Source organism: Streptomyces sp. NBC_01013 (genome assembly GCF_045162765.1).
Lineage (GTDB): Bacteria > Actinomycetota > Actinomycetes > Streptomycetales > Streptomycetaceae > Streptomyces.
Genome location: NZ_CP108687.1, coordinates 1236077 through 1260793, shown reverse-complemented (window position 1 = coordinate 1260793; position 24717 = coordinate 1236077). Strand labels below are relative to the sequence as shown.

General features: G+C 69.1%; 21 protein-coding genes. 9 read left to right on the top strand and 12 right to left on the bottom strand.

Annotated elements, in window-relative coordinates; genetic code table 11:
- Positions 1 to 47 precede the first annotated feature (47 nt).
- Positions 48 to 728 (top strand): helix-turn-helix domain-containing protein, encoded by a 681-nt coding sequence (locus OG538_RS05385; RefSeq protein WP_406090671.1) that lies wholly within the window; start codon positions 48 to 50, stop codon positions 726 to 728.
- A gap of 323 nt (positions 729 to 1051) precedes the next feature.
- On the opposite strand, the gene OG538_RS05380 is transcribed toward OG538_RS05385, so the two are convergent.
- The 3 genes from OG538_RS05380 to OG538_RS05370 all read right to left on the bottom strand — a co-directional run bounded on the left by OG538_RS05380 (position 1052) and on the right by OG538_RS05370 (position 3976).
- Positions 1052 to 1882 carry a hypothetical protein gene (locus OG538_RS05380; RefSeq protein WP_406090669.1) on the bottom strand — a complete coding sequence of 277 codons (831 nt, stop codon included), beginning with the start codon at positions 1880 to 1882 and terminating at the stop codon, positions 1052 to 1054.
- Positions 1883 to 1959: 77 nt separating this feature from the next.
- Positions 1960 to 2607, bottom strand: coding sequence for an RNA polymerase sigma factor (locus tag OG538_RS05375; RefSeq protein WP_406090667.1), 648 nt, complete (start codon positions 2605 to 2607; stop codon positions 1960 to 1962).
- A gap of 442 nt (positions 2608 to 3049) precedes the next feature.
- Positions 3050 to 3976 carry a UTP--glucose-1-phosphate uridylyltransferase gene (locus OG538_RS05370; RefSeq protein WP_406090665.1) on the bottom strand — a complete coding sequence of 309 codons (927 nt, stop codon included), beginning with the start codon at positions 3974 to 3976 and terminating at the stop codon, positions 3050 to 3052.
- A gap of 633 nt (positions 3977 to 4609) precedes the next feature.
- On the opposite strand from OG538_RS05370, the gene OG538_RS05365 reads away from it, so the two are divergent.
- The gene (locus OG538_RS05365; RefSeq protein ID WP_406090663.1) at positions 4610 to 6412 is read left to right on the top strand and encodes a glycoside hydrolase family 15 protein; all 1803 of its coding nucleotides are present in this window, start codon (positions 4610 to 4612) and stop codon (positions 6410 to 6412) included.
- Here the strand turns inward: OG538_RS05365 and OG538_RS05360 are convergent.
- From OG538_RS05360 to OG538_RS05325, 8 genes are all read right to left on the bottom strand, one after another.
- Positions 6396 to 7139 (bottom strand): class I SAM-dependent methyltransferase, encoded by a 744-nt coding sequence (locus OG538_RS05360; protein ID WP_406090661.1) that lies wholly within the window; start codon positions 7137 to 7139, stop codon positions 6396 to 6398. The two genes, OG538_RS05365 and OG538_RS05360, sit on opposite strands and share 17 nt — an antisense overlap.
- Before the next feature lie 7 nt (positions 7140 to 7146).
- Positions 7147 to 8409, bottom strand: a complete 1263-nt coding sequence (locus OG538_RS05355) for an aminotransferase class I/II-fold pyridoxal phosphate-dependent enzyme (protein WP_406090659.1) — start codon at positions 8407 to 8409, stop codon at positions 7147 to 7149.
- On the bottom strand, positions 8409 to 11555 hold the full coding sequence (locus OG538_RS05350; protein ID WP_406090657.1) for a putative bifunctional diguanylate cyclase/phosphodiesterase: 3147 nt from the start codon (positions 11553 to 11555) through the stop codon (positions 8409 to 8411). The genes OG538_RS05355 and OG538_RS05350 overlap by 1 nt, the downstream gene beginning before the upstream one ends.
- A gap of 99 nt (positions 11556 to 11654) precedes the next feature.
- A complete protein-coding gene (locus OG538_RS05345) occupies positions 11655 to 13298 on the bottom strand; it encodes a right-handed parallel beta-helix repeat-containing protein (protein WP_406090655.1) in 1644 nt (547 codons plus the stop codon).
- A gap of 5 nt (positions 13299 to 13303) precedes the next feature.
- Complete coding sequence (locus OG538_RS05340; protein ID WP_406090653.1) at positions 13304 to 14311, bottom strand: UDP-glucuronic acid decarboxylase family protein; 1008 nt, start codon at positions 14309 to 14311, stop codon at positions 13304 to 13306.
- Positions 14308 to 15627 (bottom strand): UDP-glucose dehydrogenase family protein, encoded by a 1320-nt coding sequence (locus tag OG538_RS05335; RefSeq protein WP_406090651.1) that lies wholly within the window; start codon positions 15625 to 15627, stop codon positions 14308 to 14310. The genes OG538_RS05340 and OG538_RS05335 overlap by 4 nt, the downstream gene beginning before the upstream one ends.
- 4 nt (positions 15628 to 15631) lie before the next feature.
- Positions 15632 to 16726, bottom strand: a complete 1095-nt coding sequence (galE, locus tag OG538_RS05330) for a UDP-glucose 4-epimerase GalE (protein WP_406090650.1) — start codon at positions 16724 to 16726, stop codon at positions 15632 to 15634.
- 11 nt (positions 16727 to 16737) lie between these two features.
- Positions 16738 to 18567, bottom strand: a complete 1830-nt coding sequence (locus OG538_RS05325; RefSeq protein WP_406090648.1) for a glycosyltransferase family 2 protein — start codon at positions 18565 to 18567, stop codon at positions 16738 to 16740.
- A 106-nt stretch (positions 18568 to 18673) separates the two neighbouring features.
- On the opposite strand from OG538_RS05325, the gene OG538_RS05320 reads away from it, so the two are divergent.
- The 4 genes from OG538_RS05320 to OG538_RS05305 all read left to right on the top strand — a co-directional run bounded on the left by OG538_RS05320 (position 18674) and on the right by OG538_RS05305 (position 22652).
- The gene (locus OG538_RS05320) at positions 18674 to 19399 is read left to right on the top strand and encodes a TetR/AcrR family transcriptional regulator (RefSeq protein ID WP_406099990.1); all 726 of its coding nucleotides are present in this window, start codon (positions 18674 to 18676) and stop codon (positions 19397 to 19399) included.
- 320 nt (positions 19400 to 19719) lie between these two features.
- Positions 19720 to 20841: a PP2C family protein-serine/threonine phosphatase gene (locus OG538_RS05315; RefSeq protein WP_406090646.1), complete on the top strand. Its 1122-nt coding sequence runs from the start codon at positions 19720 to 19722 to the stop codon at positions 20839 to 20841.
- A 122-nt stretch (positions 20842 to 20963) separates the two neighbouring features.
- Entirely contained in the window at positions 20964 to 21191 is a 228-nt protein-coding gene (locus OG538_RS05310; protein ID WP_406090644.1) for a DUF5133 domain-containing protein, read from the top strand.
- A 351-nt stretch (positions 21192 to 21542) separates the two neighbouring features.
- Positions 21543 to 22652 carry a YihY/virulence factor BrkB family protein gene (locus OG538_RS05305; protein WP_406090642.1) on the top strand — a complete coding sequence of 370 codons (1110 nt, stop codon included), beginning with the start codon at positions 21543 to 21545 and terminating at the stop codon, positions 22650 to 22652.
- Positions 22653 to 22695: 43 nt separating this feature from the next.
- Here OG538_RS05305 and OG538_RS05300 read toward each other — a convergent pair whose 3' ends face one another.
- Positions 22696 to 22971 carry a GlsB/YeaQ/YmgE family stress response membrane protein gene (locus OG538_RS05300; RefSeq protein WP_406090640.1) on the bottom strand — a complete coding sequence of 92 codons (276 nt, stop codon included), beginning with the start codon at positions 22969 to 22971 and terminating at the stop codon, positions 22696 to 22698.
- A gap of 243 nt (positions 22972 to 23214) precedes the next feature.
- Between OG538_RS05300 and OG538_RS05295 the strand changes: the two genes are divergently transcribed.
- The 3 genes from OG538_RS05295 to OG538_RS05285 are packed head-to-tail and all read left to right on the top strand — an operon-like array spanning position 23215 to position 24710.
- Positions 23215 to 23514: a gas vesicle protein gene (locus tag OG538_RS05295; protein ID WP_406090638.1), complete on the top strand. Its 300-nt coding sequence runs from the start codon at positions 23215 to 23217 to the stop codon at positions 23512 to 23514.
- 45 nt (positions 23515 to 23559) lie between these two features.
- Positions 23560 to 23997: a gas vesicle structural protein GvpA gene (locus tag OG538_RS05290; RefSeq protein WP_406090637.1), complete on the top strand. Its 438-nt coding sequence runs from the start codon at positions 23560 to 23562 to the stop codon at positions 23995 to 23997.
- A gap of 2 nt (positions 23998 to 23999) precedes the next feature.
- Positions 24000 to 24710 carry a GvpL/GvpF family gas vesicle protein gene (locus OG538_RS05285; RefSeq protein WP_406090635.1) on the top strand — a complete coding sequence of 237 codons (711 nt, stop codon included), beginning with the start codon at positions 24000 to 24002 and terminating at the stop codon, positions 24708 to 24710.
- Positions 24711 to 24717 lie beyond the last annotated feature (7 nt).

Genomic DNA, 24717 nt, shown 5'->3' with positions numbered 1-24717 from the left:
GTTAGCGTGAGGCTGTAGGCGTGACCCGACGAAGAGGGAGCCCGACGATGGCCTCACCACCGCATCCGGCGCGAGGTGACATCGGCCGACGTGTTGCCGCGCGCCGCAGACAGCTCGGTCTGTCCAGGCAGGAGGTGGCCTTGCGCGCGGCCGCCGCCCCCGGCTACATCGAGTACGTGGAGGAGCATGCGCCGACGGCGCCGGGCATCGGCTTTCTGCTCCGGCTGGCCAACGCCCTCGACACCACCGTCGAGGAGTTGACGGGAGGGGCCGGGGATCTGCCTTCCGGGATCGCGAAAGCGGCCCGACAGGCCCGAATGGTGGAGCTCGAAGAACCCGACTGCTGGACGTTGCTCGGCGATCACGGCGTGGGGAGGGTCGCGCTGGCCGGCGCAGACGGGCCGCTCGTGCTGCCGTTGAACTACCAGGTTCTGGACGGCGAGGTGGTGTTCAGCACGGGCGAAGACGCCCCGCTGACCCTGGCCGACGGCTCGGAGATCGCCTTCGAGGCCGACCACATCGATGACGCCTTCAGCAGGGGGTGGAGCGTGCTGCTCGTCGGACCCATTCGTCTCGTGGCGGACGAGGATGCCGCCCGACGCCTCAGGGAGGCGGCCTACTCGACACCGTGGGCCGGGGACGGACGCGAGCGTGTCATGGTCCTTTCGCCCCGCCGCGTCACGGGCCGCAAGATCATCGTGGTCGGTGCGCCGGGGGACGTCGCCTGAATCAGGGTCCGTGTCCGGGAGGCTGCAATGCGGGACTCCTCGTGCGGGCCGAGGCTGCAGGCCCACCACCGGCCGGCACCGCGGACCCGAGCGGCGCGCGGATGTCCCACCTTCGCGCCGGCGAACACCGTCGGCGGAGGAACGGGATCGGGCGGCTTCGTACACGGCTCCATTGAGGCAGAGCGAAGGACGGTAGGTGCGAGGGACTGCTCATCCCTGCTCGGAACCCGAAGGCAGACAGGTGCCGAGCCGTCGTGGCCCTTGCCGCCCCGGCACATCGCCGGGGCGGCAAGGAGGTCGGTCGGAAAGCCCGACCTCGCCGACTACTGCTCGTCGGTGAACTGCGGGTCCTTCTTCTGGTTGTAGATCTCCCTGCCGGAGGCGTCGTACGCGTGGACGTAGGGGCTCGGGCCCGCGTAGTGCGGGCCGAGGCGGGACGTGCCGGGGGAGAGAGCCGCCGCGTAGACGAACGCGCCGCCTGCCATGACCGCCGGATACTGTTTCGGGTCCTCGCCGTAGCTGATGGTGATCTTGGCAATGCCGGAGGTGTAGTGGCCGGCGCCCAGCATGAGGTACTGCTCCTTGCCGGCGGGCGCGCCGATGGAGTCGAAGTACGCGATCGAACGACCGGTGCCCCACAGCCGATCGTTGATGAACGTGGGCGGGGAGTCCGGGCTGCTTCCCTTGTCGCCCTTCGACTCGCACTGCACGTACTGGCCCGCGGAGTCGACGGCGACGACCACGCCGTCCCAGTCCTGCGAGGCGATGGGAGTGCGGACGGCGATCACCGCGTGGTAGCGCGACGCGTCCGGGCCCAGGCAGGAGGACAGGATCCTGGCGACGGACGCCGCGGCGATCGGGGTCGTCCTGCCGCTGGTGATGGTGAAGGCGTCCGGTGCGGACGCCACGGGAGCCGAGGCCGGTGCCGAGCCGGCTCCGCCCGATGCGGAGCCGGGCGCCGTGCTCGCGCCCGGTGACGTGGCCGCGTTCGTCGGGTTACCGGCGGGGCCGGCGAGAAGCGGTTTGGCATCCCCCACCCCGCTGAAGGCGGCCACGGCCGCGACGCTCACCGCGGCAACGCCGGCGGCGACACCCAGCGGCACCCCCCACCTGCGTTGCAGTGAAACACGGTTGTCCTCTGGACCGATCCTCATGAGTAGCTCCTCTCGGGTCCGCCGGTGATTCGGCAGATCACGATCGGAAGGAGCCGCAGGAATGCCCTGCGTGTCAGTCATCGTGCGACCTCCTCCGCGTTGACGGGGTTCTTCGAACTGAATGACGCCGCAGCCGTGGCTCCGCCGACGAGGTCGGCCCCCAGCCTCCGACGCGCCCGGTGCAGTCTGGACTTCACGGTTCCGACCGCCACCTCAAGCGCTGCCGCTGCTGCCTGCTGGTCCAGGCCCGACCACACGCAGAGCTCGACGACCTCGCGTTCGTGGCGCGGCAGCCGAGCCAGCGCCCGGTGGATCTCCGACATACGACGCTCGTCGTCGACCATGACGGCGACGCGCTCCGCGTGGTCGCCCACCGACTCGTCGTGCGAGATGAGCCGGCGCAGCAACGCCTCGGCCCGTCTCAGGCGCCGTCTGGTGTTCGACAGCAGGCGGTCGGCGATACCCAGCAGCCACGGCAAGGCCGAGTCGCGCTCCAGCACCGTCTCCGATCGGCGGCGCCAGGCGTGCAGGAACACGGTCGAGGTGAGGTCTTCGGCCTCGGACCAGTCGGCCGTCCGCCGGAACAGATGGTTGTAGACGGACTTCCCATGACGGTCGAAGATCCGGCCGAACGCCTCCCGGTCGCCGGCGACGGCCCTCACCCACAGCTCGCGGTCGGATATCCCTCCGACCGGCACGGCGGGATCAGCGTCGTTCAGTTCCATGCCCTGTACGTGTCCGGCAAGCGGCCCCAGGTCCCCGATGAGCCCGACTTCGCGTCTACGGATGGATGTGGGCCTGACGCGGCGGCACTTCTTCAGTGGATACGTCATGTCCTGTGCCTGTTCAGGTACTTCGCCCGGTCATGCGGAGGCGCTATTACGCTCACGCGGAAGGTGACGGGCTGCCAAGGCCCGGGCCTCGGCCTGACCGAGGCTGCGGCGCAGGGGAGCGGATCAGCGTCGGGCACTGCGCGAGCGAGGCCGGTCCACGGCTGTGAGCCCGGTTCAGCTCGGGGGAGCGAACGTGCACTGGCCGCCCGGGAAGGAGGGCCGGCCGATCTGTGGCGGTCTCTCAGGCGGGTCCAGGACTCCTCGCCGGCAGGACGGACCGGCCATGCCCGACGTCCCTGTGCGTCAGCGTTGCGCCCACGGTGCGCTCAGCAGATCACCCTGCTGACGTCTCGGCAGTGCCGGATGTGCCCAGGTTCCGCGCGAGTTCGCGCAGGTGCGGACCGTATTCGGGGTCCTGCAGGGCGGTCGCGAACTGGGCTTCGAGGTATGCGGCCGGGTTCCCTGTGTCGAACCACCGGCCCTGGATGACCTGCCCGTAGGCGGCGCGGGTCGCCGCGTATGCGTTGATGGCGTCGGTGAGGTACACCTCTTTGGTCGGGTCCCCTGCGGCGTGCCACCGGCGGGTCTGCTCGCGCAGTTCGTCGATGATGCCGGGGGTGACGACGTATCCGCCGATGGCGGCGTAGTCGGACGGTGCGTCCTGCGGCCGGGGCTTCTCCACCAGCCCGGTGATCCGCAGCGTCCCTTCCCCCATGTCCTCCTTGACGACGGGGACGCCGTAGCGGAAGGAGTCGGCGCGGTCCATGGGCATGAGGGCCAACAGCGGGCAGTTCATTGCCTCGTAGGCCCGGATCAGCTGCTGGGCACGGGGGACCTCGGACACGAACACGTCATCCGGCCACAGCACGAGCATGGGCTCGTCGCCGTGGTTGTGGGCGGCGTTGAGGACGGGTGTGCCGTTGCCGTACGGGCCGTGCTGGTCGAGGTAGGTGATGTGACCGCGGCGGGACAGAGCCGCGACCTCGTCCACGGCGTCGGCGAAGTGAGCCTTTCCGTCGGCGCGGAGCTGCTCGACCAGCGCCGGTGCCGGCCGGAAGTGGTCCTGGATGAGTCCCTTCCCCTGGGACACGACGATCGTGATGTCAGTGATTCCGGAGGCGACCAGCTCGCGGACGGTGTGCTCGATGACCGGCTTGTCGCCGATCGGCAGCATCTCCTTGGGGATGGCCTTGGTCAGCGGCAGCAACCGGGAGCCGATACCTGCGGCGGGGATGACGGCCCGACGGATCATGGTGGGCATGATGGCTCTCTCTGTGGGGCGGGCGCCACGCCGGCAGGCACGGCACGGGGGGCACTGCCGGCCCGCGGCAGCGGGGGTGCCGGAGTTGGCGAGAACCCGGCCCTCCGAGTCACCGGCTGCCGGACCGGACTGTCGGCAGAGTGGGTTCCCGGTCACCCTGGACCGGGCCACGGCGGTGGGCGTTGGACCGCCGGACGGCCGCCTCGTGCGGCAGCCACGGGGGTTGCTCGCGTCCTGTGTTCGCCTGACGCTGCTCTCGTCCCCGCGCTGGGGCTCTGCTTGTGGTTCGTTCGACAGAACACCGCTTCAGTTTAATTGCATCTCTTGCGCCACGTCCTCACGTCTTGAGGCCACCGGAACGCCACCGTAGTCATCTCCCCGCGCCATTCCCCTCACTCCCGTGGAAAATCGCCGCGTCCCTGTGGAACGTCGGACTCGATCGCGAACGGCCATGGGACTCGCACGCCGGTCGACCTGAATGCATAACCGGGAGACCAGTTACTGATACCGGGCGTCGCGATGTGCGCGCCACACGAGCCGCGCCTCTCCGACCGGCTGATCTCGGCCTCCTCCGGCAGGGATGTGGCGTAGTCTGAATACAGCGGCATTGTGTACGACGGCGTATGTGCGATTATGAGCAATCCAATCGAGAACTACGCCATCATCAGTGATCTAGAGACCGCCGGCATGATCGGAAACGACGGGTCGGTCGACTGGCTTTGCGTTCCGCAGTTCGATTCACCGGCGTGTTTCGCGGGCTTGCTCGGCACCGGAAACAATGGTTTCTGGCGCATCGCGCCCGTAGGCGCACGAGAGTGTTCCCGCAGGGGATACCGCGACGACACGCTGATCCTCGACTCCTGGTGGGAAACCGAGACCGGCGCCGTGCGTGTCACGGATTTCATGCCGCCACGTGGTAAGTCGCCCTGTCTGGTGCGCACGGTGGCGGGCATCGCGGGCGCTGTCACCATGCGCAGCGAACTGAGACCACGTTTCCATCAAGGGCGCGTTGTCCCCTGGGTGAGACCGGCGGGCGCTTGTACCGTGGCCGTCGCCGGTCCGGACGCGCTGTGGCAGAGCACCGACGCCCCGGTGGACTTCGTCGACACCGGTGGCTCCACCGTCGCGGAGTTCGTCGTCCCGGCAGGCCGGCGCCTGACCTTCATGCTGGCCTGGGCTCCGTCGCACCTGACCGACCCTCCCGTCGAACTGTGTGTGCCGGCGGAGACCGCCTTGAAGGCGACATCGGACTTCTGGTGTGAATGGACATCCCGATGCCGCTACGAGGGGCCCTGGCGCGAGGCGGTGGTGCGCTCTCTGATCACGTTGAAGGCACTCACCTACGCACCCACGGGCGGCATCATCGCGGCGCCGACCACCTCCCTTCCCGGGTGCATCGGAGGAGAGCGCAACTGGGACTACCGGTTCTGCTGGCTGCGCGACTCGGCTCTTGCCCTGTCCTGCCTGCTGCGCAGCGGCTACCGGAAAGAGGCGTCAGCGTGGCTGGCCTGGCTGCTGCGCACCATCGCTGGTGAACCGGCGGACCTGCAGGCGGTGTACGGGCTCGAAGGGCAGCGCAGACTGCCGGAGACCGAAGCGCCCTGGCTTCCCGGATACGAAGGGGCGCGCCCCGTGCGCTTCGGGAACGCCGCTGTGGGCCAGCTCCAGCTCGATGTCTACGGCGAGGTCATCGACGCCCTCTACTGGTCCCTCCGGGCGGGCATACCGGTGCCCCACCATGCGTGGAGCCTCGTGAACGCGATGATGCGCTACCTCCAGACGCACTGGCGCGATCCGGACCGAGGGCTGTGGGAGGTACGGGGCCCCCAGCGGCACTTCGTCCACTCGAAGATCATGTCCTGGGTCGCAGCGGACCGTGCTCTGCGCATGGGCACTCTCCTCGGCAGAAACGGGTCCTCGGGGGAGTGGCGGGCGATGCGTGCCGCCGTGCGCGAGGAAGTGTGCCGCGAGGGCTGGGACGCGGAACAGCGCTCGTTCGTCCAGTCCTACGGGTCTGCCTCCCTCGACGCGTCAGCTCTGCTGATTCCGCGACTCGGCTTCCTTCCGCCGGACGACGAACGGGTACGCGGCACCGTCGCGGCGATGCGCGGCCTCGATCACCAGGGCTTCCTGAGGCGCTACGCGTCGAATGGCAGCGGCGTGCACGGCATCGACGGCATGCGCGGTTCCGAGGGCACGTTCGTGGCGTGCTCGCTCTGGTATGCCGAGGCCCTCGCCGGCATCGGTCAGCCGGACGGGGCGCGCGACATGTTCGAGCGGGTGCTCGGTGTCCGTAACGACGTCGGCCTGCTGTCGGAGCAGTGGGATCCCCAGGCGGGTCGCCAGCTCGGAAACGCTCCGAAGGTCTTCAGCCACCTCGCTCTCGTGGAGACGGCGTTCGCGCTCCAGCGGTCAGGGGTCACGCCGGCGGCCTGACCGCTGTCAGGAGCACCATGCCGGAATCCCCGTAATCCGGCAGACTGGAGTCCGAGTCGATCCGGGTGACGGAGAGTTGCCGTGTCAGGGGTGCGAAGACGTCGGTGACGAGGCGAGGGTTCACCGGGCAGCCGGGCCATCGCGAGGCCGGCCCGATACGGTACGTGGGCATGTTCTCCATGAACGCGGCGACCACACGCCCGCCGGGGCGCACGGAGCTTACGAAGCGCCCGCAGAACTGTCTGAATTCGGTGAAGTCCTCGGTGATTCCCTCTGCGACGAAGTTCATCGACGCGACGTCATAGGTGCCGGGGGTCAGACTGCGGGCGTCGGCGTGCACGACGCGCACCACCGAGAGGGCTTGTGACAGCGTCGGCGGCAGCTGCGGATTCAGTTCCCGGCACAGCGCGTAGAAGGGCTCCCAACTGGGATCGGCGCCCTGGTCGAGCTGCCGGTTCAGATAGGCGATGCCCGCAGCGCTCGCCTCGATCGCGTCGACCTGCCGGCTCGCCGCGGCGGCCAGCATGAGCGGATAGAGGTTGGGTCCGGCCCCGAACTCGACCGAGCGCGCGGCACTGCCCGGTTCCAGCCGACGGTAGAAGGCGCTGTGATGCGCGATCACTGCCGCGTCCGACGGGTGCAGTTCCCGGTAGTTCTCCGCGAGATAGTCCTGAACGGGCCAGCTGTCCCAGTCCACGTCGTCGTTGTACGTCGGTGTCCCGCGCATGACGGCCTCAGCCTTCCCGCCGCCGCAGTGCGAACTGCTCGCTGAGCCGCGTCAGCGCGCCGCACAGGGATGCGATGTCGTCGTCGGAGTTCAGTGCCGTGATCTGGACGCGGAAGCCGACGCGGTCGCGCGGTACGAGAGGGTAGGCGGCCAGCGTCACGTAGATACCGCTGTCCCAGAGGGAAAGGGCGACGGCATCCAGGTCCGATGGGTCGTCGAGCGGGATCTCCACGATCGGCAGTCCGTCCCTGTTGGGTGTGTCCAGGCCCAGGCCGTGGACGTGGTCGAGCACCCGGGCGGTCTTGCGGTGGATATCGGCGCGGATGGCATCACCACGGCGGTCGTTGACTTCCAGACCCGCGAGGGTGGTGGCCAGGGAAGCGGTCGGAGACGGACCGGAGTAGAGGTAGGGGGCGGCGGCGACCTTGAGCAGTGACTTGAGCGGGGTGGGCAGGGCGAGAAACGCCAGCAGCGACGAGTACGCCTTGGAGAATCCACCGACGAGCACGATGTCGTCGTACGACTCACCTGTGTGCCGTACGACGCTGTTTCCGCGAGCTCCGTACGGACTCAGCTCGTCCGGCCGCCGTTCCCCGATGACGCCGAAGCCATGGGTGTCGTCGATGTAGAGGGTGGCACCGTTGCGGCGGCACACAGCGGCCAGTTCACGTACGTCGGGGATGTTCCCGCTCATGCTGTTCACGCCGTCCAGACAGACGAGCCGAGCGGAGCGTGACGGTGCGGCCCGCAGCAGGGCGTCGAGTTCTCCCGGGCGATCGCCCCGGAACCGATGGAGCGTGGCACCCTGCCCCCGCGCGCCCGCACACCCGTCGTACACGGTCCGGTGTGCAGTGGCTTCGACGAAGACATGTCCGCCGTCCGCCAGGATCGGGATCACCGAGGCGTGGATCAGGGTGGCCGTCGGGAGCAGCAAGGTGTCCGGCGCTTCCAGCAGCGTGGTGAGCCGCTCCTCGATCTCGGGGTAGATCCGGGGGCTGCCCAGCAGCCGAGACCAGCTGGGGTGCGTTCCCCAGCGCCGTACGGCTGGTTCGATCGCGGCGATGACGTCGGGGTCGTAGTCGAAGCCCAGGTAGTTGCAGGACGCGAAGTCGATCAGCCAGTGGTTCCCGCAGCGGATGTGCCTGCCCCGTACCTCGTCGAGCACCGCGTCGGTCATCGGGCTCGTCCGCCTGAGATGTTCGAGATCCCCCCAGCGCGGATCGGGCCGGACGTCGGCCGTACCCACGGTCTCCACAGTTGTGTCCGGCATCAGCTGCCCCTTTCGGTGTCGGGCCCACGGTTCCTGACGGGCTCCGCGTGCCTTTGCGGGTGCCCGTTGCCCGACACATGCCAGTTCCCCGCGGGATGGCGCAGGAGGTGATCACCCTGCTGGAGCGTCATCGGACGGGCGTAGAGAAAGCCCTGACCGAACCGGCAGCTCGTCCGGGCGAGCAGATCGCGTTGTCCGAGGTCCTCGATTCCTTCGGCGATGACCTGTAGGCCGAGCGTGTCGGCGATGTTGACGATTCCCTCGACGAGGGCCATCTGCCGGGCGTCCGAGGTGATTTCGTCGATGAACGACTTGTCGATCTTCAGCACGTCGATCGGGAAGTCCCGCAGGTACCGCAGCGAGGAGTACCCCGTACCGAAATCGTCGACCGCGATGCGAACCCCCAGATCCTTGAGGCTCCGCATCACGGCCTCGACCTGGCTGTCCCGCTGCACGAGGACCGTTTCGGTCAGTTCCAGCTGCAGCGACCCCGGAGCGAGGCCGGGCGTGGCCAGGGCGCTGCGCACCTTGTCCAGGAAGTCCGCATCCCGGAACTGCCGGGCCGACACATTGACGCTGACGTACGGCGGATTGCCGGGTGCGGCCCTCTGCAGCACCGCCATGTCCGAGGTCGCGTTCCCCAGGACCCAGGCTCCCAGCGAATTGATGTGCCCGGTCTCCTCGGCGAGTGCGATGAACTGCTGCGGCGGCACCGGGCCGGACCGAGGATTCGGCCATCGCGCGAGGGCCTCGAATCCGACGATTTCCCCCCTGGCGATATCCACCACGGGCTGGTAGCACAGCGCGAACTCCTCCCGGCTGAGGGCCGCGTCAAGGTTCGTCCGCAGTTCGAACCGCTCCAGCATGCGGTCCCGGAGACGGTTCTGGAAGTGGCGCCACTGGCACTTGCCGGCGACTTTGGCCGCGTACAGCGCGAGGTCGGCATGGGTGAGCAGTTCGCTGGTGTCGGCGCTGTCGACCGTCGTGGCGACACCGACGCTGGCGGACACGCTGACGGAACCCTCCGGCAGACGGAACGGGCGGCTCAGCGTCTGGATGACCTGCGCGGCGAGGAGTTCGGCGTCGATGGGGGCCGTCGCGTTCTCCATCAGCACGGCGAACTCGTCTCCGCCCAGCCGTGCCGCGGTGTCGGTGCGGCGCACGGTTTCCGACAGACGGCTGCCCACGGCGGCCAGAAGCTGGTCCCCGGCGAGGTGACCCATGCTGTCGTTGACGATCTTGAAGTCGTCGAGGTCGATGAACAGGACGCCGGTGACGGACGCCTGGCGGCCACCGCGCAGCAGCGCCCGATCGAGCCGCTCCAGCAACAGCGTCCGGTTGGGAAGTCCTGTCAGCGAATCGTGGAATGCCCGCTGGGTGAGTTCCTGCTCCAGCTGGCGCTGTTCGGTCACATCTCTCAGGGTGACGACGAGCCCCTGTACGGTGCGGTCGTCGCGCAGGTCACGGAAGCGCACCTGGGCTTCGATGTGGTTGTTGCCGTTCTGTATGCCCCAGTGGCCCTGGGCCTCGCGCCGGTCTCCGTTGCGCATGGCGGCCAACGCCCGAACGGCTCTGCGCCCGTCCTCCTCCTCCACGAGTCCTGGCAGCGATACGCCGACGAGCTCGACGGCCCCGAACATATGACGGGCCGAGGGGCTCGCGTAGCGGATGGTGTCGTCGGAACCCACGATGAGTATGACGTCTGCGGCGTTGTGCACCAAGGTGCGGAAGTAGGCCTCGTTCTCACGCCGGCTGATCTCCCGGCGGAGCGACATGCGTTGCATGGCCAGACCCGCGTGCGAGGCCAGGATCTCCAGGGAGCTGCGCATTTCGCTCAGTCGCTTCTCGGCTCCGGCGGTCAGCAGGACACCCGGCAGTCCGGCCCGGGCAGGCTGGTCAGGTTCGGTCGCAGGACACAGAAGAGCGGTCCGAAGATGCCCCAGCCGGGCGGTGAGCCCAGGTCCCAGCCGGTCGACCGGCGTCAAGCACGTCTCTTGGATGGCGAGCACGGCCGATGATCCAGCGGGCGTCTCGCCCGTACCGGCATCCTGCATCGCGGAGCTCTCGACGCCCGGCGCCCAGAGAAGCATGCTGGCGTGCGGCACCGCCGGGCCGAACAGTTCCGCCACCGCTCGGTCGCAGGCGTGGGAGATGTCCCGCGGCGTGATGGCCGCGACGAGGGCTGTCACGGCCGAACGCAGAGCGTTCTCACGAGCCACCGCCTTACGGTGCACCACGACCATGCCCGTCAGCCGGAGAATCACCAGCAGGATGAGCAACCCGGAGAAGCCGGCGATGACGGCCACGTCCCGAGGGGCACCGCTCGTCCCCTCGTACAGCAGGATCGCGGGGGCGATCAGCACAGCGCCGGCCAGGAGCAACAGCCGCCCTGGCGGCGGGAGCAGCGACTGCGGCCGGCTCACGCCCGCGGTCAGCTCGGTCATCGACGGATGCAGGGCTGCCAGGCCCCAGGACGTGTAGAAGATGATCCAGCCGCTGTCCAGGACGGAGCCTGCCTGCCACGTTCCGTTGAGCTGCAGAATCCCGTACGCGATGTCGAAGCCGAGCAGGGTCAGAGTGCCGAGGACGAGGAACTGGATCGCCCGGTTGCGGTTCCGGTGGGGCCCGAGCGTGAGCAGTCGGACCAGCAGTGCCAGGACCAGTACGTCGCCGAGTGGATAGGCGATGCTGGTGGCGCGCTGCACCCACGTCAGGTCCGCGACGTGGGTGAGCGGTTGCACCAGGAACACCCAGACCGGCAGCGCGAGTCCCGCAGTGAAGATCAGGGCGTCCAGCAGGCCCGGCAGGTCACGTTCCGTCACGCGATGCCGGACCAGGCCGAGTAGCCCCGCCGTGAAGAGCGGATAGGTCACGAGGTAGCAGGCGTCCGCGGGGGACGGAAAGGGGTTGGCTGCCGAGAAGTAGGCTTCGAGGCTGTTGTAGTACGTGTCGCCCGCCGAGAAGGTGAGCAACGCCGCCGCCAGGGTCCACCAAGGCCAGCGGTGCGCGGGCCGGTTGACCCTGACGCCGACCAGCACAGCGGCCACGCTCAGGAGGCCGATCAGCGCCCACACGGGAGTGAGAGCGCCGGGCACAGCCAGGTAGACGCCGGTGAAGCCGGCGACGAGGATGACGTAGGCGGTCATGAGTCCTCGTGTCCGGGTCACTTTCATGCGCCTCCCCTCCGATGGTAGGTACCGCCGGAGGGCCTTGCATCTTGTCGCGTACGGACCGTTCCTGCCGGTTCAGTCCTTCACCGACGGGACCGCCGCGCCGACGGAAGGCGGCGTCCCCGTGGTCCTGCCGAAGTAGTCGACGGTGCCTGGGTCCGTTCCGAAGAGGGCGTGCAGATCGAGTCCGGCCCCCACCGGGGCCGCGCAGTCGGGGATGATCAGTGGCGCGTCCTCGGTGGAGCGGATCCGGGGCAGGGCGCCGCCGGCGAAGCAGGGGTCCGTGGTCGTACCGGAGGGCTTTCCGCCCGCGCGCTCCTGGCCTGTCGCCGTGCGCCAGGCGGCCAGGCTCGCGTAGGTGCGGCCTGCCCAGTCCACGCTCCAGGAACCGGAGACCGTGGAGTAGTTGTTGCCCTGGAGAAGCACGTTGCGGGGGGTGAGGCCCTTCGCGGCGAGGACCAGCGGGGCATCGTCGGCTACGAGGATGTTGTTGCGCACGGTGACGTGCGACAGGCCCGCCCGCAGCACGATCGCCGGCCCCCGGCCCTTGGGTGAGTGCGGCATGACCAGGGTGTTCTGATAGACGTGCAGGCTCCGGACGTCTATGCCGTAGACGGCCAGGGAGCCTTTCGCGGGCAGCTTGCGTCCGTCGTCGGCCGAGATGTTGTAGCGGATCGTGTTGTCCCGATGGGCCCCGTTCCTCTTGTTCGTGTACGTGTAGTACCCCGGCCCGTCGTTCTGGAAGGCCAGGTTGTACTGGATCGTCGAGTCCGAGACATTGGAGTCGAGGCCGAAACCCGCGCCGTCGACGCGGGAGCCGGTGTGGTTGCGGTAGGAGCTGTTGTGCTCCAGGAGGACCCCGGTGGAGTCGTACGCCCAGATGCCCACCGGGCCGGCCGGCGCCTCGGCGGCGGCGCGGGTCCCGTTGTCGTGGGCGCGCGAATCGCGGACCGTCGCGTCGCGGACGCTGCCGAGGACGATGCCGTTGCCGGAATGGGTCGTGGTCGAGGCCGGGTCCCCGGTGTTGTGATAAGCCGCGACGTCAGCGATGCGGATGTGGCTGTGGGCGTACGAGGGATGGCCTGCGTCGAAGTCGGGACCGTAGGCGAGCAGCCCGACGTCCTTGTTGTCGTGCAGCTTGGAACGGCTGACGCTCACGTTCTCGAATCCCGCCCCTCCGCGTGTGCCCCCGATCGCGATGCCCGCACGGAACCCGGAGACCTCGACGCCCGAAACGGCCACATGATCCAGCGTGTTGCCGCCTGGCAGGTCGTTGTAGAGGTTGATGCCCCCCTCCCGGAGATAGGAGCCGTTCCTTCCGGTCACCGCGAGGTTGCGGATCTCCACTCCCGCGGTGTCGTGCACGGAGATGCCGGGGCCGTCCGTCGCCGCTACCGTCGCCCGCCCCGTCCCGTACGAACCGATGACCACCGGCCGGTCCGCGTCGCCCGCCTCTCCCTTCCCCACGGTCAGCGTGCCGGCGAACCGGGCACCCCCCTCCAACATCAGCTTGTTGCCGGGGTGGAGGACCGTGCCCTCGGCGCGCCGCAGGGTCCGCCATGCCTCGCCGGGCGACGTACCGGAGTTCCGGTCGTTCCCGCCGGGGCTGACGTAGTAGGTGGCGGGCGCTGGGGCGTAGTGGGGGGTGTCGGCGCATCCGCTCCCGGCGGCCAGGATGATCGCGGCGGCCAGAGTGGTCATCGCGGCTGTCCGGTGCATGCTGATCAGGCCTTCAGGGACTCGAAGCGGCCGGGGCCGGATTCTCCGACCGGCTGGAGCGCCCCGTTCGGCCGCTGGGGGCGGGCGCTGTCGGTGAACCAGGCAGCCGTGCGCCGCAGGCCGTCCTCGACCGGGACCACGGGTGCCCAGCCGAGCTCCTGGCGGGCCCGGGTGATGATGGGGCGGCGGCGGCAGGGGTCGTCCACCGGCAGCGGGAGGTACTCGATCCGTGACCGCGATCCGGTGACGCCCAGGACGAGGTCCGCGAGCTCCCGCACGGTGTGCTCGACCGGATTGCCCAGATTGACCGGGCCGCTCAGGCCGCTCCGGTCGATCATGGCCAGGATTCCGCGTACGAGGTCGGCCACGTAGCAGAAGCTGCGGGTCTGGCTCCCGTCGCCGTAGATGCTCAGAGGTTCGCCCGCCAGCGCCTGGCGTATGAACGTCGACACCACGCGGCCGTCGTACGGACGCATCCGCGGACCGTAGGTGTTGAAGATCCGCATGACGCCGACGTCGACGCCCCGACTGCGCCGGTAGGCCGTGGACAGCGCCTCCGCGTACCGCTTGGCCTCGTCGTAGACGCTGCGAGGGCCGACCGGATTGACATGGCCCCAGTAGTCCTCGGGCTGCGGGTGGATTTCCGGGTCGCCGTACACCTCGCTGGTCGAGGCGAGGACGAACCGGGCGTCGTGCCGCAGGGCGAGGCGCAGGGCGTTCTCCGTGCCGCGGCTGCCGACCGAGAGCGTTTCCAGCGGCAGCCGGTGATAGTCGGGCGGAGACGCCGGGCTGGCGAGGTGGGCGACGGCGTGCACCGTACCCGGGATGTCCATGGCCGCGGTGACGTCACCGGGCAGGAGCCGGAACCGGGGGTTCGCGCACAGGTGGGACACGTTCTCCGGTTCGCCCGTGGAGAAGTTGTCCAGGCACCACACGGTGTCGCCTCTGCCCAGCAGTGCCTCGCACAGATGGGATCCCAGAAATCCGCCACCCCCTGTGACGACGACCTTCATGACGTGCCTCCCGTGGGGCGGCCCAGCGCGTGCATCGACCAGCCGGCCGCGCGCCAGGGCTGGGCGTCGAGACTGTTGCGAGCGTCCAGGAGCACCGGGGAGTGGACCACGGGGGCGAGGGCCAGGGGGTCGATCCGGCGGTAGTCCGGCCAGGGTGTGAGGTGCAGGACCACATCCGCGTCCTCGCACACTTTGGGGATGTCCAGCGAGTATGTCAGGTCGGGGACGGCAGCGCGCGCGTTGTCCAGTGCCTGGGGGTCGTGCACGCGCACGCTCGCACCCTGCTCGTGCAGGACGGAGGCGACGGCCAGGGCTGGCGAGTCACGGACGTCGTCGCTGCCGGGCTTGAAGGAGGCACCCAGCACTGCGACCCGGCGGCCGGCGATGGAACCGCCGACGAGCTGCCTGGTACGCAGGACGGTGCGCCGCCGCTGGCGGACGTTGATGCGGTCGACCTCGTGCAGGAACGACACCGCCTCACCGGCGCCGATCTCCTCGGCGCGGGCCGCGAAGGCCCGGATGTCCTTGGGGAAGCAGCTCCCGCCGAAGCCGAGCCCCGGATCCAGGAAGAGGTGGCCGATCCGCGAGTCCGCACCGATGGCGCGGGCCAGCACGGTCACGTCTGCGCCGGCCGCCTCGCACACCTCGGCCATCGCGTTGATGAAGGAGATCTTGGTCGCGAGGAAGGAGTTGGCGGCGACCTTGACCAGCTCCGCCGTGGCCGTGTCCGTACTGAAGAACTCCGCGCCCGCGCGCACCAGGGGTTCGTAGAGGGCCCGAAGGGCCGCTTCGGCGTGTGGCGAGCCGACGCCCACCACGATCCGTTCCGGCCGCATGGTGTCCTGCACCGCGGAGCCCTCCCGCAGGAACTCGGGGTTCCAAGCGACCTCACAGTCCCGGGTGGACGCCGCCAGTCGCCTTCCGAGGGCCGCAGCCGTGCCGACCGGCACGGTGGACTTGCCCACGACCAGGCTTCCCGGCCGCAGATGCCGTGCCAGTTCGTCCACCACGGCGTCCACGTACCGCAGGTCCGCAGCCTCGCTGTCGGGCCGCTGCGGGGTGCCGACGCAGACGAAGTGCGTCCGCGCGAACTCCGCGCCCTCGGCGAGCGACGTGGAGAAGCGCAGCCTCCCCGAGGCGACGGTACGGGCGAGGAGCTCGTCCAGGCCGGGTTCGTGCATGGGGGCGCGGCCTGCCGAAAGCGACGCGACCCTTGCCGGGTCGATGTCGATTCCGAGGACCTGGTGGCCGATGTCGGCCATGCACGCGGCGTGCACCGTCCCCACGTATCCGGTTCCGATCACTGTCATACGCATGACTTCACTCCTTTGCGGATTTGCTGCCGGCAGGACCGGCATAGCCGGACGGGTTGAGCTGTTGGAACCGCCACGCGTCCTGGCACATGGCTGCCAGGTCCCGTGTGGGCCGCCACCCCCAGGCACGGGCCACCGCGGCCGCGTCGGCGACCAGTTCGGTCACGTCTCCGGGGCGGCGCGGCTCGATGTCGTACGGGATCGGCTTGCCGCAGGCCTCACGGAAGGCCGCGACGACGTCGAGGACCGACCAGCCCCGGCCGGCACCGAGGTTGTACACGTGCATCCCGGGGCCGTCGGTGAAGTGGTCCAGCGCGACACGGTGCGCCTCCACCGTGTCCATGACGTGCAGGTAGTCGCGTACGGGCGTTCCGTCGGGGGTGGCGTAGTCGTCGCCGAAGACGGGCAGGCGCGCGCGGCGGCCGACTGCCACCTGCGCCAGGTACGGCATCAGGTTGTCCGGGGTCCCGGAGGGGTCTTCCCCGAGCAGCCCGCTGGGATGGGCGCCGACCGGGTTGAAGTACCTCAGCGAGAGCGCGGTGAAATCCGGAATCCGTCGGCACACGTCGGCGAGGATCTGCTCGCAGGTCCACTTGGAGGCGGCGTACGGATTGGTCGGCCGGGCCGGGGACGCCTCGCTGAGCCGTCCGCCTCCGGCGTCGCCGTACAGGGAGCAGGACGAGGAGAACACCAGCCGGTGCACCCCGTGTTCGTGCATCGCCCGCAGCAGCGACGTCGTCCCACCGACGTTGACGTCGTAGTACTCGACGGGCATCCGGGTCGACTCGCCGACGGCCTTCAGAGCGGCGAAGTGTACGACGGCGTCCACGGAGTGGCGGTCGAAGACTGCCGAGAGGGCGCGTCGATCACGGATGTCCAGCTCGTACACGGCACCGACGAAACGGCCGGCGATCCGCTGCACACGGGCGAAGACCTGTGGGCTGCTGTTGGAGTAGTTGTCCACCACGATCAACTCGTAGCCATGGTCCAGAAGTTCGACGCAGGCGTGTGAGCCGATGAAGCCGGCTCCTCCGGTGACGAGGATCGTGGAGGGTGAACTCGCGCGGTGGTCACGGTTGTTCGCGTGTGCGCGTGCGTTCATGGTCACTGCATTCACCAGCCCAGGACGGCGGCCGCGTAGGCCGGGTAGAAGACGATTGCCGCGGCGACGGGCAAGGACGAGAGGATTCCGACGGCCAGGGACAGACGCGCAGTCCGCAGAGCGGCGAAGAAGCGCATTCCCGAGGTCCTGGCCGCTTCCCGTACGTGAAGGAGGGGGACGGCGAGTGCCACCGTCGCGTAGACGATCGCTCCGAGGAGGCAGAGGAAGACGTATCCGGCCGACGGACCGCTCAGCTCCCCGTAAAGGGCGACCGAGGACAGCAGTACGGCGATTGCCGCGAACGGTGAGGTCAGCCGTGCCAGCAGCGGCACGGGCCCGCCGGTGTTCTTGGGAGTGACCTTGAAGGTCAGCTGTGTGTGCCAGATCCTCTGACGTGCCGCGCCGAACAGACCCCACACCACGAAGGGCCATCGGGCGACCGTGAACAGCCAGGTCTCCCAGCTCATCAGAGGAGCGGTACGCGGACGCATCAGCTGTCGGTGCCGCAGCAGGCCGAGCGTCAGCAGCAGCCAGATGGGCATCGACCAGAAGTGGAGCAGGAAGTCGAAGTAGTTGACGTTCATCCACGGCAGTCCCGTGATCACCGCCACCGGCGGAAGGATCAGCCCGGACACGATCATCAGGCCCAGGAGCGGGTAGTACGCCAGGGCGTAGCCGAACCGCAGCCGCAGAATCATGGGAAGCCGCCGCAGATGGCGGGGCAGCAGTCCGAGCAGCATCGTGGTGAGGCTCCGGGACCACTGGTATTCCTGGGTGACCATGTCGGCGAAGTTGAGCGGCCCGTCGCCGTGCGCCTCGGCGTCGACGGCGAAGGCCCCGTGCCAGCCTGCCGAGTTGAGCAGGAAGGTGGTGGAGAAGTCCTCGGCCAGCTCGGGCCCCAGGCCGCCGATGTCCCGCAGGGCGCGGGTGCGCACCGCGTAGTGGGATCCGATGCACATCGGGGCGAGCCCGTCGCTGTGGCCGAGTTGCACGGCACCGTGCCAGATGGCCTCGCGATGCAGCCGGCCACGCGCCGACCAGGACGCGGCGTCGGTGGCGTCGCACATGCTGGGCGCGGCGACGTAACCGATCGCGGGGTCGTCGAAGGGACGGACCATCTCGGCGAGATACGTCGGAGCGGGTACGTGGTCGCAGTCCAGCTGCGCGACCACCGCGTAGCGCCGGTAACCCCAGTGATCGTAGAAGTAGGCGAGGTTGCCTTCCTTGCACCGGGTGCGCCGGGGCCAGCCCGCTCGGTGGTACGGGAGGACTCCGCGCCGGCACGACATGCTGACGCGGTTCTCGCTGCACCACCGTTCGATCTCTTCGGTGGGGTCCTCGTCGCACAGCCAGACGTCGTAGGCGTGCGGATAGTCCTGCGCCAGCATGGCTTGAAGGGTCCGGCGGACGATCGGCCACGGTTCGGAAGGGGCACGGGTCACCACGAAGGCGACTGTCACCGACGGCACGGGCATCCGTGGATCGACCCGGCGCAACCGCAGGGCGGTGATGAAGAAGTAGCAGGGAATGCCGGTGAGGTACAGCAGAAGGAGGCTGTTGACGATGAGTCCTGCCCAGCCCGCCCGGTGCTCCGGTTGCAGCCACCAGGACCAGAACCACAGGAAGGACACCACCCAGCAGACCGCGATCGACCACAGTGCGGCCCGGTCCCGGGCGGGGAGAACCGGAGTGAAGGTGGTCCGCCGGACGCTCCGCGCCCGGTAGGGGTGCGCGAAGCTGGGACCTTCGTCGCAGACCCGTACGACATTGCCTTCCGAGATCCGCGCCAGATGTTGCTCCATCTGGAGGAGATCCTGCGGCTTCAGCTCGCTGTGCGTCATGACTGGACGCTCCTGCGTGTCTACGTCGTACGTTGTCGCTGTACGTTTACGTCATATACGTACGACTTTGAGCGTATTATTCCCTCATGTCAACCGGAGGCGGGTCATCGTGAACGAAGCCGAGCGGGGGCCGGGGCGAAGGGCAGGCGACAAGGGGCGCTACGGCCGGCTCAGCAGGGAACGGGTACTGGCTTCCGCCCTCGACGTGGTCGACCGTGAGGGGCTCTCCGGCCTCAGCATGCGTAAGCTCGGCGCCGAACTGGGCGTGGAGGCGATGGCCCTCTACCGCTACGCCCCCAGCAAGGACGCGCTGCTGGACGGGCTGGTCGAGAAGTTCTGCCTTGAACTGGACCGGAATCTGGAGAGCACCCCCCGGCCGGAGCAAGGGCTCGCGAATCCCCTCACGCCTGACTGGCTGGCCCAGCTGCACCACATTGCGCTGACCACCTACGGGGTGGCTCTGCTTCACCCCAACGTGGTGCCGCTCCTGGCCACCCGTCTGCTGTCCACCCCGATGACCCGGCGGCCGCTGCCCGTGCTGCGGAGCGACGAACGCGTCCTGGCGCTGCTCCACGATGCCGGTTTCGACGACGGCGAGGTCGTGCGCATCCACCGGGCTTTCACCGCCTGGCTCCTCGGATTCCTGCTCGTGGAGCTGCGGGCGATGGACGACGACGCGGACGAACCCGACCCCACATTCCGGCTGGGCCTCCATCGGCTGCCCGCACGCGAGCTTCCTCGCCTGCGGGCGACGGCCGTCGTGATGGCCGAGCGGGGCGGTCCCGCGGAGCTTGCGGCCGGCCTGGAGGCCCTGCTGGGGGTGGGGCGGTGACCCGCCCGTACGCCACTGCCCCGTCCGGAGGCGGGTTGCACCGCCCGTCCGGGGCCCGCTCGATTGAGACCGGGCGGCCCCGCCGCCGAGGGGGACCGCCCGGCCTGACCGCGTGAGCGGTGACGGTGACGGTGAGAGCGAAGCAGCCTTGACGGCGTCCGGGGTGTCAGGCGGCCACTCCCCGCAGCGGGCAGGGCCGCGCGGTCATCGGCCCTGCCCGGACCGGCCACCGCGCTGGTGACACCGTGCGGCGGGGCGCGGCGGGCTCACGGTCGGGTCTGCCTAACGTACGGGGATGCACCAGCAACCCGGGAGGCGCTGTGTTCCGTAACCGTCCGACGAGGCGCACAGACCCCCTCGACGCCATCGAGCCACCGCCCCAGGCCGACGTGGTGATCGGCGTGGTCTCGGTGACCGTCCTGGTGATGCTCCTCGGTGCCCTGTCCGACTCCCCGGTCTGGCTTCTCGGGCTTCTCGTCTTCCTGCCGGGGACGGCGTCCGCCCTGTGCACCGTACGCCAGACGGCCTTCGTGGCGGCCTGGACGATGCTCGTGGTCATCGTCACCGTGCTGGTCCGCAGGGGAGACGGAACCTCATGGCTCGACGGAATCCTCATGATGGTGCTGACCTTCGCCCTGGGCGCGGCCTCCGTGTACGCCTGCCAGCGGCGTACCCGCCGCGAGACCGAGATGCTCCGGCTGCGATCCACGGCCGCGGCCATGCAACGTCACATCCTGCGCCCCATGCCGCTGCTCACCGACGACGTGCTGGTCGACGGCCTGTACGAGCCCGTGCAGGAGGACCGGCTCGTCGGCGGTGACATCTACGACGTCGTTGTCTCTCCTTGGGGGACCCGGGTTCTGATCGGTGACGTCCAGGGCAAGGGGCTGCCGGCGGTCGGAGCCGCGTTCGCCGTCATCGGAGCGTTCCGTGAGGCAGCCCACCGGGAGCCGACCCTGACCGCGCTCGTCGACGCCCTCGACGCCTCCGTCGTGCGGCACAACTCCTACGCGGCGCAGACCGGTGACGATGAACGGTTCGTCACGGCCCTCATCCTCAACGTCGACGCGCACGAGGAGGTCCAGGTCATCAACTGCGGTCATGTTCCCCTGCAGTTGCTGCACAACGCCACGGTCGTCACACCGGTCCTCGGCTCCGGCGTTCCCCTGGGTCTCGCCGAACTCTCCTCCGAGCCCGCGACCGTCGACTGGTTCACCTTCCCGCCCGGCGCGACGCTGCTGCTGACCACGGACGGACTCACCGAAACCCGCGCCGCCGACGGCACGTTCTACCCCGTCATCGAACGCCTCAGTGAGCGCGTGACCCTCCCGGCCACCGAACTGCCGCTGGCCCTCTACGACGACGCGCGGTCGTTCGCCGGAGAGGGAGGCCCCCACGACGACGTCGCGATCCTGTCCGTCCGACGCTCCCCGTTCCGCTGACTCCCGCGGCCCGGGCGACGGGGTTCCTGTGAAGGGCAACCGGAATGACTTGCGCATGTCGTGTTGATTGCCGGGCAGCCGGTGCACGAACGAACGTGTCCCGTGAGGTGAGGAGAACGGCCGTGCTGATGGCGCATCCCGTGGTGTTGTGGGGCCTGGTCAGGGAATACGAGGCACTGAAGGTCCTGCATGGGGAGGACGGAAGCGCGGAGGCGCGTCAGCGTATGGACGATCTGGCGTATTCGTTGTGCCTGTCGACGGGGACACAGGATGTCGATGCGGCGCTGATCGCTGCCCGGTACCAGTTGCCCGGGGCGCGGGTCCACGACGACTCCATACTGTCCGACTGACCATCCAGGTTCCGCACCCGCCCCGCACCTCCCTCCACCTCCGCACCGCACCGCACCGCACCGCGCCGCCCGGGCCGGTGCGGTGCGGTGCGCACCGGAGGCCGCGAGCTCAGCCGCGGACCCGGCCCGCGGGCACGTCGCTCCGCGTACGACGAGGCCGGGGGAGAGCGGGACCGGTCGTCGTGTACGTCCTCAGCGCGTGGCCGGGTGAAGCGCCGGTCGAACCCGCGAGGCCAGTCCAACCCGCCGCGGACAGCCGAACCGGCCGCTCGGGCCGGCCCCTGGAGTTGGGCCCCACGTGGCGCGACCCGTCGGTCGGCATATCGACGCCGTCCGGGGTAGGCGTCGGTCATGGCGAACGAACAGCGCAGCGAGCAGGGGTCCCCGCGTGTTGCCGCCCCGGGGAGTGACGGGCGAACGGAACAGAAGGAGAAGGGGGATCGGCACGGATCGGCGGGCCCGGACGCCCAGGTGGAGCGCGACGCACCGGCCGCGCCGACCGAGATGGGCAAGGCCGCGTGGTGGGCGGTGCTCAAGCGGACAGCCAAGGAGTTTCAGCAGGACGAACTGACCGACCGGGCTGCGGGGCTCACCTACTACGGTGTCCTGTCGCTCTTCCCGGCCCTCCTGGTGCTGGTCTCGCTCCTGGGGATCGCCGGTGAGTCGACCACCCAGAAGGTGCTGGACAACGTCGGGAAGCTGGCGCCGGGAGCCGCCAGGGATGTGCTCACGAGTGCGATCACCCAACTGAAGGGCAGTGGCGGCACAGGCTCGGTCATGGCGATCGTCGGCCTGCTGGGCGCGCTGTGGGTCGCCTCGGGCTACGTGGCCGCCTTCATGCGCGCGGCGAACTCCGTCTACGACCTCCCCGAGGGCCGGCCGTTGTGGAAGATCCTGCCAGTCCGCGTCGGGCTCACTCTGGTCCTCATGCTCCTGGCGTGTGCCAGCGCCCTCATGGTGGTGCTGACCGGAGGGATCGCCCGTCAGCTCGGCGCGCTGGTGGGCATCGGCGACACCGCGCTCTCCGTCTGGTCGATCGTCAAGTGGCCTGCCCTCGTGGTCTGTGTGGCCGCCATGCTGGCGATCCTGTACTGGGCGGCCCCCAACGCGAAGGGGCGAGGCTTCACCTTCGGTTCCCTGGGCAGTGTGCTGGCCCTGCTGATCTGGGTGGTGACTTCGGCGGGGTTCGCGTTCTACGTCGCCAACTACGGTTCGTACAACAAGACGTATGGCGCGCTGGCCGGTGTCATCGTCTTCCTGGTCTGGCTGTGGATCACTAATCTGGCGATCCTGCTGGGCCTGGAGTTCGACGCCGAGATGGCCCGGGAACGCGCCATCCTGGGCGGCCACCCCCCGTTCGAGGAGCCCTACGTCGAGCCGCGCGACACCCGTGCGTGGTCCGACGAGGACCGCCGGGCCATGGGTGAGACGGGTCCCTCCACAGAACTGCGGAAGGGCTGAGGAGCGGCCCACGGAGTCGCCCGCTGCGAACCGTGCGCCGTGCTCAGGGCCGACGTTCGGTTCCGGCCAGGGCACGGTCGAGTGCGGCCACACCCAGGCCGGCGAGGACGATCTGCAGGAGACACTCGATCCAGTCGATTCCTCGCGTGCCGCCCACGCCCAGGACGGACGCCAGCAGCGAGCCGAGGAGAGCGGCGGCGATGCCGACCACGAGCGTCCACAGGACGCCGATGTGCTGACGGCCGGGCAGGACGAGACGTCCGAGCAGCCCGACCACGGTACCGATGATCAGAGCGCTGACGAGTCCGGAGATTTCCATGGCTGACTCCTTCGCGGTCGATGTACCCGCTTCGGATACCCCGCTCGGCGGCCGGGACCCCTTTCGGCTCGACGGGCCGCGGCCTTCTCGCGCGGCCGCCGGGACGCGAAGCCCCCGGAGAAACGCATCGCGGCCATCCATTCGTCTGTTCGCGCATACGTCCGGATTGCAGGGGCAGGCGACCGGAAGCCCCGAACAACGGAGGCCGATCAGTGAGCGGTCTTCCCCGGCGACAGGTGGAGGATGAGTACCGAGAAGGACACCGATAAGGAGAACGACGGAAAACGCGTCGACGCTCCCACCGCAATGAGACAAGCGTCTGCGCAGCTCACGGAAATGCTCCGGTGCGAGCCAGGAATTGTCTCCGCAGTGCGGGCAACCGACGACGGATGGTCGACCGACGTGGAGGTGGTCGAGCTGGAACGAGTTCCGGACACCATGAGCGTCATGGCGTCCTACCGAGTCCAACTCGACCCCCAGGGACGGCTCATGTCCTATGAACGACTGCGCCGCTATGCCAGGGGCCAGATCGATCGTCGCTGAAGTCACGTCGTCGGACGAGACGAAGATCACCGAAAGGAGTTCCCCATGACACTCGTTCAGCAGAGCAATGCCACGTCCGGTGGAAGTGGCGGCTCGGGAAACCTCTACGACGTTCTCGAGCTCATACTCGACCGCGGCCTGGTCATCGACGCATTCGTCCGCGTCTCCCTGGTCGGAATCGAAATCCTGAAAATCGATGTCCGGGTGGTGGTGGCCAGTGTCGACACGTACCTGCGATTCGCCGAGGCGTGCAACCGGCTCGATCTCGAATCCGGCCGCAAGGCGCCGAGTCAGCTCACCGACCTGGTCGGCGATATGACGGAGAACGGCGCCAAGGGAAAGTCGAAGGGCGCCCTGACCGGGGCCGTCGAGGCATTCAGCGAGTCGCTGCAGGGCAAGCGCGACGAGCCCGAGGAGGAACCTCGTAAGCGCCCGGCCCGCAAGACCACGTCCAGCCGTCAGTCCCAGCGACGCGAGGAGTAGCGGTGCACACCTACATCTACGCCATAACCGGCGCCGACCACCCGTTGCCGCTGAACGGCCTGCACGGCGTCGGCGACCCCCCGTCCGCGCTGCGCACCCTGCGTACCGACCGGCTGGCCGCCGTGGTCAGCGACGCGCCTCCCGGACTTCGGGCCAAGCGACGCGATGTGATGGCTCATCAGACTGTGCTGGAGGCGCTGATGGCGGGTGGCGCGACCCTGCCCATGCGTTTCGGCCTGGTGGGCCCCGGAGACGACGAGGTCACCGCGGCCCTGGACCGGGAGGCGGACGGGTACCGGGAGCGGCTGGCGGAACTGAACGGTCGGGTGGAGTACAACCTCAAGGCCGGCCGGGACGAGGACGACCTCCTGCGGGAGATCATGACCGAGGACGACGGGATACGGCAGCTCAACGAGCGGACGCGTACTGAGGGCAACCACGACGACCGGGTCGCGCTGGGGGAGACGGTCGCCCGCGAGGTGGCCGCCCGCCACCAGAGGGAGGCCGAGGAAGTGGCCGGCCGGCTGGCGGATGCCGCCACCCGCAGTTCGCACGCGGAACCTGGCCCCCAGCACTTCCTCAACCTGTCCTTCCTCGTGCCCCGGGCGGAGACCGACGCCTTCGTGGCCGCGGTCCAGCGCGAGGCCGAACAGCGGGGCGATGCCTACTCGTTCACCCTGACCGGTCCGCTGCCGCCGTACAGCTTCGTCTGACCGCTGG

Bases quoted from the DNA above. Each gene is read 5' to 3' on its own strand.
- OG538_RS05385 (WP_406090671.1), top strand. From the start codon at position 48: ATGGCCTCACCACCGCATCCGGCGCGAGGTGACATCGGCCGACGTGTT.
- OG538_RS05380 (WP_406090669.1), bottom strand. From the start codon at position 1,882: ATGAGGATCGGTCCAGAGGACAACCGTGTTTCACTGCAACGCAGGTGG.
- OG538_RS05375 (WP_406090667.1), bottom strand. From the start codon at position 2,607: ATGGAACTGAACGACGCTGATCCCGCCGTGCCGGTCGGAGGGATATCC.
- OG538_RS05370 (WP_406090665.1), bottom strand. From the start codon at position 3,976: ATGCCCACCATGATCCGTCGGGCCGTCATCCCCGCCGCAGGTATCGGC.
- OG538_RS05365 (WP_406090663.1), top strand. From the start codon at position 4,610: ATGAGCAATCCAATCGAGAACTACGCCATCATCAGTGATCTAGAGACC.
- OG538_RS05360 (WP_406090661.1), bottom strand. From the start codon at position 7,139: ATGCGCGGGACACCGACGTACAACGACGACGTGGACTGGGACAGCTGG.
- OG538_RS05355 (WP_406090659.1), bottom strand. From the start codon at position 8,409: ATGCCGGACACAACTGTGGAGACCGTGGGTACGGCCGACGTCCGGCCC.
- OG538_RS05350 (WP_406090657.1), bottom strand. From the start codon at position 11,555: ATGACCGCCTACGTCATCCTCGTCGCCGGCTTCACCGGCGTCTACCTG.
- OG538_RS05345 (WP_406090655.1), bottom strand. From the start codon at position 13,298: ATGCACCGGACAGCCGCGATGACCACTCTGGCCGCCGCGATCATCCTG.
- OG538_RS05340 (WP_406090653.1), bottom strand. From the start codon at position 14,311: ATGAAGGTCGTCGTCACAGGGGGTGGCGGATTTCTGGGATCCCATCTG.
- OG538_RS05335 (WP_406090651.1), bottom strand. From the start codon at position 15,627: ATGCGTATGACAGTGATCGGAACCGGATACGTGGGGACGGTGCACGCC.
- galE (WP_406090650.1), bottom strand. From the start codon at position 16,726: ATGAACGCACGCGCACACGCGAACAACCGTGACCACCGCGCGAGTTCA.
- OG538_RS05325 (WP_406090648.1), bottom strand. From the start codon at position 18,567: ATGACGCACAGCGAGCTGAAGCCGCAGGATCTCCTCCAGATGGAGCAA.
- OG538_RS05305 (WP_406090642.1), top strand. From the start codon at position 21,543: ATGGCGAACGAACAGCGCAGCGAGCAGGGGTCCCCGCGTGTTGCCGCC.
- OG538_RS05300 (WP_406090640.1), bottom strand. From the start codon at position 22,971: ATGGAAATCTCCGGACTCGTCAGCGCTCTGATCATCGGTACCGTGGTC.
- OG538_RS05295 (WP_406090638.1), top strand. From the start codon at position 23,215: ATGAGTACCGAGAAGGACACCGATAAGGAGAACGACGGAAAACGCGTC.
- OG538_RS05290 (WP_406090637.1), top strand. From the start codon at position 23,560: ATGACACTCGTTCAGCAGAGCAATGCCACGTCCGGTGGAAGTGGCGGC.